The organism is Reinekea sp. G2M2-21 (assembly GCF_015687175.1).
In the GTDB taxonomy this organism is placed as follows: domain Bacteria; phylum Pseudomonadota; class Gammaproteobacteria; order Pseudomonadales; family Natronospirillaceae; genus Reinekea.
In genome coordinates this window covers 148,694-163,711 of sequence record NZ_JADPQG010000008.1, presented here as the reverse complement: position 1 = coordinate 163,711, position 15,018 = coordinate 148,694, and the positions used below count along the sequence as shown (strand labels likewise).

The 15,018-nt window shown below is 49.4% G+C and carries 14 protein-coding genes; 11 read left to right on the top strand and 3 right to left on the bottom strand.

Going from position 1 to position 15,018, the window contains the following annotated elements; translation table 11 throughout:
- Nucleotides 1–117 precede the first annotated feature (117 nt).
- The 5 genes from IYN85_RS22210 (at nt 118) to IYN85_RS22190 (ending at nt 3,949) form a co-directional block, all read left to right on the top strand.
- Nucleotides 118–1,620: an alpha/beta fold hydrolase gene (locus IYN85_RS22210; RefSeq protein ID WP_196161154.1), complete on the top strand. Its 1,503-nt coding sequence runs from the start codon at nt 118–120 to the stop codon at nt 1,618–1,620.
- Nucleotides 1,621–1,643: 23 nt separating this feature from the next.
- Entirely contained in the window at nt 1,644–2,288 is a 645-nt protein-coding gene (locus tag IYN85_RS22205) for a hypothetical protein (protein WP_196161153.1), read from the top strand.
- Nucleotides 2,289–2,486: 198 nt separating this feature from the next.
- Nucleotides 2,487–2,945 carry a hypothetical protein gene (locus tag IYN85_RS22200; RefSeq protein WP_196161152.1) on the top strand — a complete coding sequence of 153 codons (459 nt, stop codon included), beginning with the start codon at nt 2,487–2,489 and terminating at the stop codon, nt 2,943–2,945.
- A gap of 190 nt (nt 2,946–3,135) precedes the next feature.
- Nucleotides 3,136–3,531 (top strand): NUDIX domain-containing protein, encoded by a 396-nt coding sequence (locus IYN85_RS22195; protein WP_196161151.1) that lies wholly within the window; start codon nt 3,136–3,138, stop codon nt 3,529–3,531.
- A 163-nt stretch (nt 3,532–3,694) separates the two neighbouring features.
- Nucleotides 3,695–3,949 carry a CsbD family protein gene (locus IYN85_RS22190; protein WP_196161150.1) on the top strand — a complete coding sequence of 85 codons (255 nt, stop codon included), beginning with the start codon at nt 3,695–3,697 and terminating at the stop codon, nt 3,947–3,949.
- Between the two features lie 307 nt (nt 3,950–4,256).
- Here IYN85_RS22190 and IYN85_RS22185 read toward each other — a convergent pair whose 3' ends face one another.
- The 3 genes from IYN85_RS22185 to IYN85_RS22175 form a co-directional block, all read right to left on the bottom strand.
- Nucleotides 4,257–5,129, bottom strand: a complete 873-nt coding sequence (locus IYN85_RS22185; RefSeq protein ID WP_196161149.1) for an AraC family transcriptional regulator — start codon at nt 5,127–5,129, stop codon at nt 4,257–4,259.
- Between the two features lie 156 nt (nt 5,130–5,285).
- Nucleotides 5,286–6,314 (bottom strand): HD-GYP domain-containing protein, encoded by a 1,029-nt coding sequence (locus IYN85_RS22180; protein ID WP_196161148.1) that lies wholly within the window; start codon nt 6,312–6,314, stop codon nt 5,286–5,288.
- Nucleotides 6,301–10,092: a response regulator gene (locus IYN85_RS22175; protein WP_196161147.1), complete on the bottom strand. Its 3,792-nt coding sequence runs from the start codon at nt 10,090–10,092 to the stop codon at nt 6,301–6,303. The genes IYN85_RS22180 and IYN85_RS22175 overlap by 14 nt, the downstream gene beginning before the upstream one ends.
- 565 nt (nt 10,093–10,657) lie before the next feature.
- Between IYN85_RS22175 and IYN85_RS22170 the strand changes: the two genes are divergently transcribed.
- From IYN85_RS22170 to IYN85_RS22145, 6 genes are all read left to right on the top strand, one after another.
- A complete protein-coding gene (locus IYN85_RS22170) occupies nt 10,658–11,578 on the top strand; it encodes a hypothetical protein (RefSeq protein WP_196161146.1) in 921 nt (306 codons plus the stop codon).
- A gap of 97 nt (nt 11,579–11,675) precedes the next feature.
- Nucleotides 11,676–12,506, top strand: coding sequence for a hypothetical protein (locus tag IYN85_RS22165; protein WP_196161145.1), 831 nt, complete (start codon nt 11,676–11,678; stop codon nt 12,504–12,506).
- Nucleotides 12,507–12,537: 31 nt separating this feature from the next.
- On the top strand, nt 12,538–12,957 hold the full coding sequence (locus IYN85_RS22160) for a hypothetical protein (protein WP_196161144.1): 420 nt from the start codon (nt 12,538–12,540) through the stop codon (nt 12,955–12,957).
- 89 nt (nt 12,958–13,046) lie between these two features.
- Nucleotides 13,047–13,553 carry a hypothetical protein gene (locus IYN85_RS22155; protein ID WP_196161143.1) on the top strand — a complete coding sequence of 169 codons (507 nt, stop codon included), beginning with the start codon at nt 13,047–13,049 and terminating at the stop codon, nt 13,551–13,553.
- Nucleotides 13,554–13,609: 56 nt separating this feature from the next.
- A complete protein-coding gene (locus IYN85_RS22150) occupies nt 13,610–14,059 on the top strand; it encodes a protein tyrosine phosphatase family protein (RefSeq protein WP_196161142.1) in 450 nt (149 codons plus the stop codon).
- 28 nt (nt 14,060–14,087) lie between these two features.
- Nucleotides 14,088–15,017 (top strand): HAD family phosphatase, encoded by a 930-nt coding sequence (locus tag IYN85_RS22145; protein ID WP_196161141.1) that lies wholly within the window; start codon nt 14,088–14,090, stop codon nt 15,015–15,017.
- Nucleotide 15,018 lies beyond the last annotated feature (1 nt).

Here is a 15,018-nt window from a genome sequence, read left to right as displayed (position 1 = left end):
TGACACTTCTGAACGTTCAATATCCGAATGTTGAACGTTCAGGATTCGAATCCCGGGCGCGCCACCTCGCCTTTCGGGCGATTCTGCTCTCACCGAATCCACGAAGAGCAACGCACCATGAAAACCAATCAATTTGTCTTGTCCATCGTCATCCTGATCGCAGTCGCCGCTGGTTCTTTAGCACAGGCCAGCGAAGCACAACTCACCGCTATCGACCACTGTAAAAGCAAACCCAAGCACGCCTTGTGTTATGACGCGACCCTTGCGGAGTCGGCCAATAGCGACCGGCCGGTAACCATCCGGGTTCAACACTGGCCAGCCAGTGGCGAACGTCTGAACCCTTACCCGATTGTCTGGCTGATGGGTGGTCCGGGTATGTCCAATTTGAACCCGCCACTGCCGGACTGGGTATGGGAACATTTTGATGTACTAACGATAGGATACCGGGGCATTGACGGCACACCTCGTCTGGACTGCCCAACACTACGCAAGCAATTCAAACTGGAAGGCAAGAACAACAAAGAGGATTTTCTGGCGCAAACAACGTTAGACCGCCTCACGGCAGAGGTTCGTGTATGCCAGCAACAATGGGAAGCCGACGGTGTCGACACCCAGGCTTATGGCATTTATGAAGTCGTCGAGGATATTGACCAAGTACGTAAAGCGCTCGGCCTCGCCAAAATTAACTTGCTGAGCGTGAGTTATGGAACCCGCATTGCGTGGTATTTCGACCAACTGAAACCAGGCGTAGTAGACCGCAACCTGATCATGAGCGCCAACCCGGATGGCGGCTTTTTCTTCGATCCAACCTACACCGATGCGCAGTTGACCGTGCTGGAGCAACAATGCAACGCCGACACCGACTGCGCACAAAATCTGCCGAACTTAAAATCGACCATGGCAGACGTGTTGGCGAACTTGCCCGAAAAGGCCTGGGGTGCCCACTTGGATGCAGACCAGATCCGGCTTATTACCTTTATGATGCTGTACAGCCGTAACTCCATGCCCATGGTCATCGACGCCTACAGCAAAGCTGCACAAGGTAACTACAGCGGCTTAGTTGCAATGCAAAAATTCCCAAACCCGTTCAAGAGCGAAGATTGGGTGTGGGGTACCTTCTTCAGCGCTGGAGCCATCGACCTGAATGGCCTGGGCGAAGTTGAGCAAACATTGGCGCGCACCGCCGACTCGACTGTACTGAACGCCCCGTTGTCAGAATTACTTTACAACGGTATCACCAAAGGTTGGCAAGCGCGGGCTTATGGGCCGCTGGCAAACCGACCTACGCAAACGCCAACGTTGATCTTAGGGTCGGATGTCGATGTCGCCACACCTGTTGAACGAATCGAACAGTTCTGGATGCCTTACGTCACCAATGGTGCACTGATTAAAGTCGCCGGAGCCGGACATGCGCCAGACCACATTTTAGCGGGCGGTCCTGCATTGGAAGCACACCTTATGCACTTTCTTGCGACCGGAGAAGCGACAACCGACCAGCAATTTGGCACTCCATTTGATTTCAAACCCGGTTTTTCACTGTCGTGGGTGACCTATGGATTCTGGAGCCTAGTGGCTGGAATCAGCGCAGGATTAATTGTCACCGCATTTGTTTTGCTGTAACCCAAATGAAGGAAACTCAAACCATGAACAAACCCACACACCGTCACCTGTTACCCGCTTTATTATTTGCCACTGCTGGGTTAGCCGCGACGACAAGCCAAGCTCAAAGCCAGTGGACCGCTGGCCTCGTCGGAATGGCTGCGTACCAACAAGAATGGACGCCCGCAGCGCTGCCCTGGCTGAGTTACCGCAACGACAGGCTCACTGTGAACCCCATGAAAATTGCGTTACTTGGTCAGTATGGTCCCATGCAATGGGAAGCCGGACTTAGCCTGGACTACAGCGAACTGTTTGACGACACCGAACGCGGATTTCTGACGCAACTGGACACACAAACCTTTATCGGACCGCTGCGATTTACCGCCAATGCGGCTGCCCGCATCAAGGACTCCATAAATGCCTGGCAAACCAACACCGCCCTCGGTTCACAAATGCCGCTGGGAAACGGCCTGCTTGGAGCTGAACTGGGTTTGCACAGCGAAGCAACGCAATGGGACGATTCCATCACCCGATCCACCGCCGTACTTGCGCCCACCGGCGCCGTACAGTACGGCATGCAATTTGGCGATTGGCAAACTATGGCCATTGCCCAATGGCAAGGGAAACCCTTTAACGCAAACGAAACACGCAAGCAAACCTATACCCTGTTGCTGATGTATAACTGGTGACAGGGTTTGTGTTAGTAAAGGTTCCAAGGGCAGACGAAATTTCGTTTGCTCGCGGTGCTTCTTGATGTATTGGCAGGTGCAAACGGTCGCTTGAGCGTGCGTCCCTGCACGCGTGGCGCTATTTTTTTTAAAATGAAGTAGCATAGTCAACAGCAACAGATAAGAACCTATACTTCTGTAATCGTTCACGGAGATAAAATGAGCTATCACGCCGCGACAAAAGTTGGCGCACTAGTCCTTCTAACACTTTGTTCTGGTTGGGCTGTTGCGTCACAGGCAAAAACCGCTTACGAGAATGAAATTTTTAAGCTGGAAAACATTCTAATTGATATGGATATTTGCCTGGATCATTTAGAGCGAACCAAAGAAGCCCCTTCGTTTGAGGGCGTATGCGAAGCATTTCAGGTTGAAGGGCCTATTGCGGAGCGCAGAAACGCCATAAGATCGTTACTTGGCAAAGCGACAGAGTTGCATAGGTCCGAAATAAGTAAGCTCTCGAAAAGCGAGACAATTGAACTTGACGGTTTGCGTCTGTATCTTGCCTATTTATTTGAAGCCTCTGCCAATCGACTTAATCGCTTTTTGGCGTTCAATGAAGAATACGATTTAAAAGAAAAAGAAAAAGAAAAAGAAAAAGAAAGGTCTACGTCACCATAACGAAACCACGACGTCGCTCAGTCAACGACTCCATAAAAGGCAGAGTTATACATCCAATTACTCGGTCCAATACAACAACGGTACTTAATGAAATTAACAACTAATGAATGACCCTTATATTGTCAAGTGGGGGGATACCCACTTCAAACTCGCATAGTTTGAACCAGGCGAAATACCGGCAGATGCGACAGTGACAACTACCCATGGGTATTGTTTCAGCGATGACGGGCTGTTAGTTGTGGAAAATCACCGGGGATTCGAGCTCCCTGGTGAGCATTTAGATCCGGGCGAGAACTACGAGACAGCCTTTATTCGAGAAGTTTTTGAAGAGGCTTGCGTGCGGATAAACGGTGTACGCTTACTCGGCTACATTCGCGTTGAGCCATTGCATATTGTCACTAAATATCCAGAAGAGTCTTTCATGGCTTTTTGTGCTGCAAGCGTTCATGTCATCGAGCCTTATGTGGTCAGACATGAATGCCTATCTCGTACCTTTATTGATCCATTCGACATCAGGCAAGTACATCATCATTGGCACGACATATACGAGCCATCGCTTCGGTCAGCTATTGCCCAATACCGATAGCCAGCGCCCGGAGTCATATGCCGCTGGCTCGGTTCTCAACTTGCTTCTTCCCGTGATTACCCCTATGTGCTCCAGCGCACCGACCCGTATGTTGATTAACCCCATGATACGCCCACTGACATTTCGCAATATTGCGAAATGAAGTAAAGGAAAGAGGCGTTTTATGAAAACGGCGAATGATCAAACCAAGACAAGCACACCAACGAACGTTCTTAAAGAAGATTGGAACAAGATGATGGGTGACGCGAAGGTTGCCTGGGGTAAGTTAACGGAAGATGAACTGCTCAAAACCGAAGGGCATATTCAGAAGCTGACCGGCATCGTGCAGTCGCGATATGCGATCACCCGGGAAGTGGCTGAAAAGCAAGTCCAAGGCTTTTTAGACAAGCATCGTAAGGTGCCGAGCAAAGCGCTGTAACTTTTACCAACAACAAAAGTTAGCTTTCTCCAAACGTTCAGCGGTTTCGTAAGTCAGCACCGGATCAGCGCAAATGCAGTTCTTAAAGTATTCAAACCACAGGATGTGATTTGTCGTAAGTCAGCAATTTGTTATGTGCCTACATGGAAGTGAATGAATATTAAAAAATCGACTCGCAGCCAAATGGATAGGCGACTTCTGAATTAACCGTTTACGGGGCACATGAAAATGTTGCCCCGTTTTTTTAATCAATGCATCCCGTGGTGCACACGGGCGAGAACGCCGTTGATACAACCAAACTGCGACTCTATTGCGTTTTCAATACCACTGGCACCCAGGTTTCGAAATAACTGTCTTCAGACATCGGGTTAAACCGTTCATCGTAAACCTCAATGTTCACGTTGCCGTCCATGCGGTAGTCCGATTCCGGTAACCACTGGCCGTAAAACGCGTCCAATGTTTCACCAATGTTCTGCAACAAACCATGGTGTGGCAATACAGCGAATTGTTGCCCCGCCACCGGTTCGCGGACTGGTGCGGAGAGTTTAATGTCGCCGTCATTTTCATTGTAACTGGCCAGGTAGCGCAGTTGGCCGCACGCGGGGTCATCGCTTTCATAGATAAGGCCGTAAAAGGTACCTATGTTGTGTGCCTGCGCCTGCGTTTCGGTATTAAAGCGCGCCCACAGTGCCGGCAGTATCTCGAAGTTATTCGCATTCTCCATGCCGTGGCCATTGAAGTAATCACATAAGCCAACCAGGTTCATGGCGGGTTTGGTTTCAATTTTAATGTTCATGGCTTTGCTCCATTGTTTGTCTTGTGGAATAAACAATTGGAAGGAGACATCATCCAGCAATCCGCGTTTGCGATACTGCCCGGGTGTTAACCCAAAATGAGATTTAAACGCACGTGCGAATGCTTCTTGACTGCCAAAGCCGGTATCCAACGCGATATCCAGGATGCCTTGTTGGGTATTCACCAGTTGTTTCGCGCCAATGGATAACTTGAACTGTCTCAAGTGCTCACTCAACGACAGCCCAGTGAGCGCCAAAAAAGTCCGTTGCACTTGCCAACGCGACAGACCGACGCATTCGGCAATAGTGTGGACCGTTAAGTCCTCTATCGGACGGGTGTCGATCTGGTGCACGATGTCTTTCAGCAGTATCGTCGCTTTGTTCATTTGTCTCTCCAATTGATGCATCCAGTGTACGTCCGTTTGTTTGATCAATTTTGATCGTTTGGAGCATGTTTGCAATGATCAGACAGGAAAAGTGCGGCGCAAAGCACGCGCGGTTTTGCTACTCGAAAAGGCGATACTGAAACAGCGGGTTGGTCGTTAATCCAGGTATTTCGTTTTAATCGCCAGCACCTCGTCTTTCAAACGAAGAAACAGATCCACTAAGTCGGGGTCGAAATGGCTACCGCGTTCATCTTTAAGCAAGTCGAACGCTTTTTCAGCGGGCCAGGCCTCTTTGTATGGGCGCACACTGGTTAATGCGTCAAACACATCGGCAATGGTCACAATGCGGGCAATGTAGGGAATGTCTTTGCCGGCTTTACCGGCAGGGTAACCACTGCCGTCGTATTTTTCATGGTGGTTCAGGGCCACTTCACGAGCCATTTTCATCAATTCTGAATCGCTATTGCCTAAAATTTCACTGCCGATTTGAGGGTGTGTTTTCATGATCGCCCATTCAGCGTCATTCAGTTTACCCGGCTTTTGCAGAATGTGATCGGGAATGCCGATTTTCCCAACGTCGTGCATCGGGGCCGCGTGTAATAACAGTTCGGCAGTGTATTCATCCAACCCGGATTTGAGCGCCAGCAATTGCGAATAGTGTGACATGCGAACGACGTGCATACCGGTTTCGTTGTCTTTGTATTCCGCGGCTTTGCCCAGGCTTTGTACAATCTGCAAACGGCTGTCTTGCAGTTCACTCGTGCGTTGCCTTACCTGCCGTTCCAGCTCTACGCTTTGATCGTACAGCGCCAGATGCGTGCGGATGCGTTGCATAACCACCACCGGCTGAATAGGTTTGGTCACATAGTCGACCGCACCCAATTCGAAGCCTTTTACTTCATCGGTACTTTGGCTTTTGGCAGTGACAAAAATAATTGGAATGTTGCTCGTGGTGGGGTCGGCTTTTAACTTTTCGCACACTTCATATCCGCTCATGCCCGGCATCATAATATCGAGCAACACCAGGTCGGGCTTGTCGTCTCCAGCCATTAGCTTCAGCGCGCGTTCGCCATTCAAGGCGGCGCGTACTTTGTAATCGTTGCGCAGCAGTTCATGCCAGAGCTCGATGTTCTGGCTACTGTCATCGACCACCAGTATGGTGGATTGTTTTTCAGCGTTGGTCATCGCCCACTCCTATCATCCGCAATAAGGCGTCGTGTGACGCGGCGAGATGCTGCTGCGCACGTTCAAAGTCGAATTGTTCTATCGCCTGACGCAAGTCGGCAAACGTCTCAGTCGACTGTGGCCCTAACTGCTCTGTCAGATCTGCAATATAGGTCAGTGCTTCGGTATCGTCATCATTCACGGCGTTCACCAACGCTGCATAGGTCGACGCTGCTGCGCCGGCATTCGAGGGTGCGCCGTTTATTTCAGTATGTGGGGAACTGGCGGCGTTTTCGTCGTCCAACCCGTTCGGCGGTAATGTGGCGTCTATCGCCAGCAACACGGCGTCGACCCCTTGCTGTAAATTCCCCCATTGTCTCTCAGAAAGCGGGCTCTGGCGCTGTAATGTGTCTTCCGCTTCCGCTGCAAGCTCACTGAGCGGGCGAGCACCAATGTTACCGGCCATGCCCTTCAGTGTATGCGCGGAGCGCTCCGCGGCCTGCCATTGCTGCGCATGCATATGATTTTGCAGTTGTGCCAATACGGTCGCCTGTTCTTCGCGGAACCGGCGCAATAACTTTTGCTGCAGTTCCACATTGCCGCCGCAAATGCTCAGCCCTTGTGTCAGGTCCAACACTGTTGGCGTACTTACTGGTGAAACCACTGGAAGTGACGGTAACGGGTCATCATTGCCCTGAAGATAACGGCTCAGCGTGGTAACCAGCTCACCCACGTTTATGGGCTTACCCAAATGATCATTCATACCGCTGGCTTTGGCGCGGTCTATGTCCGCCTGCATCACGTTGGCGGTCATGGCAATAATGGGCAGAATGTCGGCCGGGTGCGTTTCGCGGATGGCGTGCGTGGCTTCATAACCATCCATCACGGGCATTTGTATGTCCATCAGCACCAGATCGAAAGCCTGCTGTTGCACCAGGGTGACAGCTTCAGCCCCGTTGTGCGCGAGCGTGACGTCAATCTGTTGCTGTTGCAGAAGTTCGGTAGCCAGTTCCTGATTCAAGGCGTTGTCTTCTACCAGCAGTACCCGTTTGCCGGTTAGTGCGGCCACCTGTTTGGGAGCGCTCGATTTTCGTTTGGGCTGGTAAATGTCGGTCTGAAAATTCAACGCCGCTAACAGCGCTTCCAACAAGCCCGACGGCGTGAGTGGTTTCTGCAAAACGCTGTGGTATTCGATGTTCTCCATCTGCGCCAAGCGGTGGACTTCTTCCTGCCCGTAGGCAGTCACAATAATGAACTGCGGCGCATCCGTTGCGGGCAAGCGCTGCTGCACCTGGCGAATGGTTTCAATGCCATCCATGCCGGCCATACTCCAGTCCATCAACACCAGACTGTAGGGCGATTTCTCTTCCAGACGCAGGTTGATTTCTTCAATGGCCTGCAGGCCTGAACTAACCACGCGTAACTGAAAGCCAAGGTTTTGGAGCATATCGCCAATCACTTCTCGGGCGCTGGCGTTGTCATCCACCAGCAAAATGCGCGCATTGGCTAAGCTCGCTGGAATATCGCGGCTAACCAGCGGCTGCTCATGCGCGATCTGCAACGGTAAGGTAAAACTGAACGCACTGCCTTTGCCTTCGGTCGACTCCACCGACAATTCGCCGCCCATCAGTTCACAGAGCCGACGACTGATGGCCAACCCTAACCCCGTGCCGCCGAAACGGCGAGTGGTTGACGAATCGGCCTGTTGAAACTCCTCAAAAACCCGGGCCTGTTGTTCTGCGCTCATGCCAATACCGGTATCACGGACGGTAAATTCCAGCGACATCTGCTGCCCTTTGTGGCTGCGCACCTGTACATCCAATGTGACCTCACCCGACTCGGTAAACTTCACCGCGTTGTTGCCTAAGTTGGTCAACACCTGCTTCAACCGCAACGGATCACCAATAAACTGAGCGGGTAAGTTTTTGGGCAACCGGATCAGCAACTCCAGCCCCTTCTCAGCCGCGCGCATCCCAATGAGTTGGCTGATGTCATCACAGACATCTTCCAGACTGAACTCAATCGCTTCGATGGTGAATTTACCCGCTTCAATTTTTGAGAAGTCGAGGATATCGTTGATGATAGTCAGCAAGGACTCACCGGCGTGCTGCACCTTCTCGACATAATTTCGCTGCTTGGGATTTAAGCCGGTTTGTAGCGCCAGATGCGTCATCCCGATGATCGCGTTCATCGGCGTCCGGATTTCGTGGCTCATGTTGGCGAGGAAATCTGACTTCGCTCGGTTGGCATCATCGGCCTGAATCTTCGCCTGCAACAGATCTTCGTTCGCGCGCTGACGCTCCTCTACGGTAATAGCCACTTTGAGCGCGGTGGCCAGGCTTTTGGCACCCTGTTCTAACAATGCCATCATCTCCGCCGGGCAATGATGAAGTAACCCGATTTCCAGCAAGCCAATGGTCTTCTTGTCGTGTCTCAGCGGCAGGTAAACCACGGTCGCAGGGGACAGATCACCCAAGCCAAATTGCAGGCGCAAGCCTTGTGGAATTTCCAGACTGGTCATCGGCCCTGCACTTTGTACGGCTTGCCCTAATATGCCACTGACCGGTACCGACTCGTTGCGTTGATACTCCTCAGGATACGCCCAACAAGCGGTTCGCCGAAGTCGATCATCCGGTTCAAGGACATACACCGCGAGCATGGGTACCTTCAGCTCTCGGGCAATCGCCCCAACGATGTGAGCACTCAATTGTTCAATGTTCTGTTCACCCTGCAAGGCCTCATTGATATTGGCCAACGCTGTTTTCTGCTCATTTTCAGCCGCCACCATGGCATTGGCTTCTTTGAGTTTTTGTTCCACTTTTTTGCGTTCTTCAATGTCGCGCCGAATGCCTTTCACAATCACGATCACCAACACCACCCCCGCCAAAAACGTCACCAAACTGGTTACAGCAACGCTGGTTAGGCTGAACTCACCGCGAGAGCGCATACTGTTGGTTTGCAGGCTGAGTATCTGATCGTTCACGGCGCTGGCTTCGCGAGCGGCGTTATTCATCACCGCTTCGGCTTTGGTTAACGCCTCATACGCTGTCATCAACTCGGCCATGCGCCGCTCATTTTGTTCTACCTGTTGCCGCAATGTTTGCTTCAGATCGGCGTTTTCCGGGATGTAGCCCGACAGGCTGGTCAGCAATATTTTACTCAGCTCCGCGTTGCTGAAAAAACGCTCGGCGGCTTTCGGTTCACCATGATTCAGGCTGAATTCCAACTGGTTTTGCCGCAGTTTCAGGGTCACGTCGGCCAACTGCATCATCAGCTGATAACTTTCGATTTGCCCAAGCGGCGTGGTGGACTGTTGCCAGAACGAATTAGCAATGGTTTGCAGCAGACTGTTGACGGTTTCATTGGTCTGCGTGGCCAGTGCATCCAATTGCGTGTTGATTTGCTCAATGTCGCGCTGGGTGGCAACGAAATCATCGAAACCCTGCACGTATTGATTTACAGCAGCGCGTAAACCACGAATGCGCTCCTGATCTGTTGGCCCCCAATATTCGGATTTCTGCTGTGCAGCGTAGGCGTCGAAATCGGCTAATAACTCCTGAATAGACGCGCGGATTTGCGTTACATTCGCTTCACCGCCCATACGCGCGTAGGTTTTCTCCTCCAACCGGGTTTCATACATCAGATTCGCTAATTGGGTCACCCGGTTCGAATACTCTAACCGGGAAAACATCTCCCGGAAGCCGTTATAACTGAGCAGGCTGGATACCGCCAACAACACCAGAATGGCAAAAAAACCGATATAAATCCGGCGTAGCAGGGTATGGCGCATGTGTTTCATGCTGAGAGCTCCAGGCGATCTGTCACTTAGGGATCAAACTTAAGGGCACATTGCAAAGGACTCGCGATTCCCTTTCGTGTTTGCCTTGTTTTGCATGCTGCTAGCACACACGCAGAGATCGACGGACTTTGCAAAAGTGCCCTTCAATAGCCTAGCTGAAATCAATAAAAATGCAGGGGTAAAAAGACCTGTATTGTTATTTATTTCCGGGCCGAAGGCAGCGTTCACCTAGCTGGTCTGGATAACCTAATTCAGGTAAAGTGCTTAGGGCAACATTGATTAATTCAAATCACCTCAGCCCCATTTGATCGATGGCTGAGCGAGGCGTGTGTTGCAGGGAATGGCGAGTCCTTTTCAAAACACACAACAAAGCTCAGTCATCAATCTGAAGGACCAGGAGGGCGGGGCTGAAATGGCCAATTTCGTTGTTAAGTTCTTTGCCAAGATAATGAATATTGCCTGCAGAACTTGCCTCGATTTTTGCGCATTTCTTCTCCCGCTGAGGTAGATAGCAATTATTCAGAGTTGCCCTAGATGCCATAGCCACCATTGGAATGAAAGTAACATGAGTGAATCCATCCTAAAGACAACCTTCACCCTGAACCAAAAGCAAGATGCTTCACTAATGCCCGTGTTGAGCGCGCTTAATGCAGAAATGCACGGAGCGGTACTCAGTTTAACAAAGGAAAAACGATCTTATACCGCACAATGGACGCCATTGGATTATGACGAAGAGCTCATTCTTAAGGTTCATCAGCAAATCGTATTCATTGGAGCCAAAAACCTCATTTCCGAGTTCTATTTTGAAGAAACGCACGAATCTGTTTTCTTATCGTGCCATGAAGGTAAGCTAATCTCGGCAGATACCCCAAAAGAGCTAAATCAAAAGATTGCAGATAACAAGAACAAATCTGGAGTCATTTTTAAGTTAAAAAGGACAGACACGGATGACTATGCTGTTGCCAGATTTCTTATTCCAAAAAAAAATGACCGACAATTTTACCTGCAACTGTTTCAAGGTTTAGCAGATAAAACACCTCAACAGTCCTTAGACAACTTCACTGACGCCACACTAAAGAAGTTCAGAAAGTGGGATGGTCGCCCGGTAAGCTGGTGTCAATGGGTAGCCAAGGACCGGGATAGTGGCACCGAAAAGGTTTACCAAGGGTACAAAGAGCTCGTCCAATCCGTCGAATTTTCGGAACTGCACGATGATTGTCTTTATGTAGCATTTGACCTTAAAAATACTCCTTTGGGTAACCGAGATTTTAAAGCAATGGATTTCGACGAAGAAGACGCATTCGACGCCATGTTGCAAGATACGTCTGTCGCCCTGGGCATGCTTCGGGGAGTAAAGCACATTTTCATAAAATACAGGCTGGCCGGCCATGTCTGCGTTGAACTTAATGTAGCCGGTGTTTACGGCGGTATAGACTATCACCACCGAAAAACGGATGACAATTTTTGGGAAAGAACCTGGGAATAGCTAAACAGGTTTGAGCGTCTGAACGCTTTTTTAAAAGAGGATTGGGTAGATAGCGCGATACCCAACACCACAAGAGTGAAGAAAGGAATGAAGGGTTATGACTGACAGTATTCTCACGATAGAAATCAAAATGAACGATAATGGCACCGTTGATACGGTCAAAGGAATAGTCAATGACCACTTATCGAGGGATAGCAATAAGCTTCACAACAGTTCCATCAATGGCTCATTACTTAAACTGGAAGTGCAGAATCTAACAAATACCAATACCGCAATCGTTGCAGATATTCTCACGGAACTGAAAAAGTTTAGCACCGAGAATCCGTTTGCTTCTATCTGGTATGACAACACTGACGAAACTCTATATTACGCCATAACGAACAATGAACTGGTGGAATACGCCAGTGCAGAGGAAGCCAAATCCGCCGCATTTGAAGTACCAACCCACACATCGCATGCATTAAGTCAAAACCTCCGGCAGAACCTTTCATTGATAAAAATCAGCACTCAGAACAAAGCTCATCATGCGCTGGTTACCCAACTGACAGAGCTGGTCAAGCCAGAGAGCGCCGAGCAGAATTTTAGCTTGAATATCGCGGACAACTGGGCAGGTGATTTCTCAACTATTACACTGGCAGTGGCTTCCGTTATCGACAAAGGTACGTACATCGTTATTGGGTTAAACCTTAAGCAAACTGAGTTATTCCCACTTATCGACGAAGACGGCGACTACGATGCCGTCGATTTATCGATGGAGGCGGCCTCCGAACTCGCGGCAGAAATCTATAACTGGGAACATGTTGATTCCGTCGAACTCATCCTACGTACCAAATATCAACGTGGAAATAAATGCGTTTACGCAAACTATGTAGACGATGATATGGACTACGGTGGCGACAATATCGCTCCCGATAATGGCTGGTTTTAACCCAAAAGACATTAAATAAGGAAGACATAAGGTGAATTTCACATCACAATACTATAGCGGCACAGGGATAAACCACGACCGGGAAGAATTTTCCGGGAGCTTCAAGGTGGAAGCGCTGCCGGGTACACAGACGAAAGCATACCGCTACATCGCAACCCGAACAGCGGACAACACCAAAGTGCATGAAGAGGTTGGCCTGATCACCATAAACGAAAACAATGAGCCCGCGTTGCATGTGCACATGGAAGAAATGCCATGCACCACCGTACACAAATTAAAAGAGGCCAACGAAAAACGTTGGGTTTTTGAATATAAAGGGCACAATCAATTAGCCGGTTTTACCAGTGAGCTGGTGTTTGAGTTTGACGGCGACAAATTTAAATACCTGCACCGCTGGGCAATGGGTGGAGAAGTCAGTGATAAGTCCTGGTGTTTATTGGAACCAAAATAAAGAAACCCCCACGAGGGTTAAGCACCTCAGTAGAAAAGCAAGAAATTGGCAACTCAATTATTATTCGATAAAACTATTAAGGAAAAGACATGGACTCTGTTGAAAATACCGTAACTGATAGTGGTTTTGCCATAGAAGGCTTGAATTTACCCAAGCAAATAGAAAAGCCAAAACTGGTTTATCTCTTTATGCTATGGGCTCTCTTTGCGATCAACAGTCTTGTCGCGTCCACTGTTAACTTGGTTCTCAGCCGGATACATGTCCCAGAGAACTTCCAACTACTCGTTTTCTTGATCTGTGCCATTTGGCTGCTGGCTGGGTTATTCAAAGCTAACGTTACCATCACGCTTTTATTTGGTGGTCTGTGCGTGTATTCAGTTTTTGCACACGCCTATCTGTTACTGACTTTCCCAGAAAATGTCGATGTTTCTAGTGTGATAATTGGTGTATTCGTCGTAAAACTGACGATTTCCTTGGTGATGGCATTATTGATCTTCCGTCGTAACTTCATCAAACACCTTAAAGCATACGAGAAACACTCTTTGCAGCAAGACCGCCTGAAAGCAGCGCAAAAAGCATTAACAAAAAAGTTATGATGCATTTTGGAACTACAGTGTCAGGCAATTGTTAACAACCTTATAAGCAGATGAAATTGAAAAACATAAAAAACTTTGTGCAACTCACGGACACCATCGGCACTGCAGGGCAGCCCACGGCAAGTCAGTTTTCGGACATCGCCGCTGCAGGTTACCGCTATGTCGTCAACCTCGGGTTAAGCAATCACCCAAATGCGGTTCCGGAGCAAGATCGTCTTTTGTCTGAGTTCGGAATAGGCTATATCCATATACCCGTGAAATTTGATTCCCCCTCGAAGGAACAGGTAAAACTGTTTTGCAATCTCATGCACGCTTTGAAAGGGCAGAAGGTGTTCGTGCATTGCATTATGAATTTCCGGGCATCCGCTTTTATGTACCATTATTTAACGAAGGTCGAAAAAATGGCCGACGCTAAAGCGCGATCCATTATGTTCGAATACTGGGATCTGGAACCAGCTTGGGTCGAGTTGATGTCCTGGTCAGCCGAGGACATTGGTCTATTATAAGATCAGGCAGTTACCCCGAGGAGATTTAATGAACACACCGCTTGACCCCCTGTCCCTGTGGACCACCAGCTTCGTGAAGGAAGCCATTTTAAACTTCGTGGCCGATGTTACCAATGAACACCATGCGGACTTCGTGCCCGCTGCTGACCGCATTGCCGTGTTTGATAACGACGGCACACTGTGGGTTGAAAAGCCTCTATTGGCGGAACTGACGTTTATCAAGGAACAACTGCAGTTTAAGCGGGGCAAAACCGATGGTGAGCGACTTTCCTTTTTCGAGAAGTTAAAAGATGTCTGTGAAGACGCTGCGCAAACGCTGCTCAGTGAAGCGAAAGACCTCGCCGAAGACTTATTGGATGGCGTGACGATTCACGAATACGAGCAGGCTGTGAAAGAATGGATAAGCCAAGCACTGCACCCGCGATTCAAACAGCCGTATACATCACTTACCTATTCGCCCATGCAACAGGTGTTACGTCTTTTTCAACAACACCAATTTCAGTGCTTTATTGTATCCGGCGGCAGTACGGATTTTATACGCCCTTGGAGTGGACCTATTTACCAAATAGACAAACCCAATGTCATTGGCAGCAGCCTGCGAACAAAACTGGTAGAAAAAAACAAACGACTGCACCTGGAGTATATGCCCATACCCTTCTACTTCGACAACGGCGCCGCGAAAGTGCGCTCCATTGCCCGGCTTATTGGTAAACAACCCATCGCAGCCTTTGGCAACAGCAGTGGCGACATTGAAATGCTACGCTATACACGCCAAGCACCTCGCTCGCTCGCCTGCTTAATTCATCACACCGACAATGAACGAGAGTACGCATACAGTCCCGATTCCTCACTGCATTTCGGTAAAGATACACTGGAATACGCGAAGGAAGGCGATTGGGAAGTTGTGAACATGAAACTGCATTGGCTGGAAGTGTTCGGTCAACCTCAACGTGGTTGAC